The organism is Thermosulfurimonas dismutans, assembly GCF_001652585.1.
GTDB classification, from domain to species: domain Bacteria; phylum Desulfobacterota; class Thermodesulfobacteria; order Thermodesulfobacteriales; family Thermodesulfobacteriaceae; genus Thermosulfurimonas; species Thermosulfurimonas dismutans.
In genome coordinates this window covers 1-883 of the sequence record NZ_LWLG01000042.1, presented here as the reverse complement: position 1 = coordinate 883, position 883 = coordinate 1, and the positions used below count along the sequence as shown (strand labels likewise).

The window sequence follows — 883 nt, the reverse complement described above, 5'->3', positions numbered from 1 at the left end:
CTTACCCGGGTGGAGCGGCTTTTTGATCGGAGCAAGGTCATTTTCTATTATACTGCTGAGGGTCGGATCGACTTCCGAGAATTGGTAAAGCAGTTGGTCCGGGCCCTGCGGACCAGGATTAAGATGCGTCAGATAGGAGTGCGGAACGAGGCCGGCTTGCATGGAGGCCTCGGCTGCTGCGGCCGAGAGATTTGCTGTGCGGCCTTCCTTAAAGAATTTGCTCCGGTTTCCATCAAAATGGCCAAGGAACAAAGCCTTCCCCTTGATCCTAACAAGATTTCCGGTCTTTGTGGTAGGCTCCTCTGTTGTCTGCTCTATGAATATCATATCTATGAGGAACTTTCTCGAAGTCTTCCAAAGATTGGCAAAAAGCTTCAGACCCCGGTGGGCCCCTGTCGGGTGGTGCGTTACAATATTTTTCGACGCACCATTGTGCTTGAAAATCAGGAAGGCGTCTGGCCACGCTTTCGAAGCCTAAGAAACTCACAACCCAAAAGGAGCCCCCCTTCCAAGGTTTCAGAGAAGGACCTCTATCAATCTGGTCTCCTGGCTTTTAAACAAAGAAAGTTCGAAGCGGCCCGGAAGGCTTTCCGGCAATATCTAGAAAAATATCCCAAAGGACGGTACGCAGCCAATGCCTATTTCTGGATCGGGGGAAACCTACTACGCCGAGCGCCGTTATGAAGAAGCCATCCTAGAGTACCAGAAGGTGATCGACCGATTCCCGCAGAGTTACAAGGTACCGGCAGCCCTTCTCAAACAGGGGCTTTCCTTTCTTAGGCTGGGAGACACCGAAGCGGCTCGGATTCTTTTCAAAAAGATCGTCAAAGATTATCCCAAAAGCGAGCAAGCCACTACGGCCCGGAAATATCTTAAGCGATTG

Annotated in this window: 2 protein-coding genes; both read left to right on the top strand. The window is 50.8% G+C overall.

The annotated features are described in order from the left end of the window. On the top strand, nt 1-684 hold a 684-nt coding region (gene ricT / locus TDIS_RS10620), incomplete at its 5' end, for a regulatory iron-sulfur-containing complex subunit RicT (protein WP_279614545.1). Further along, a partial coding sequence (locus TDIS_RS10615; protein ID WP_153303847.1) for a tetratricopeptide repeat protein occupies nt 635-883 on the top strand: 249 nt, incomplete at its 3' end. The genes ricT and TDIS_RS10615, both read left to right, overlap by 50 nt.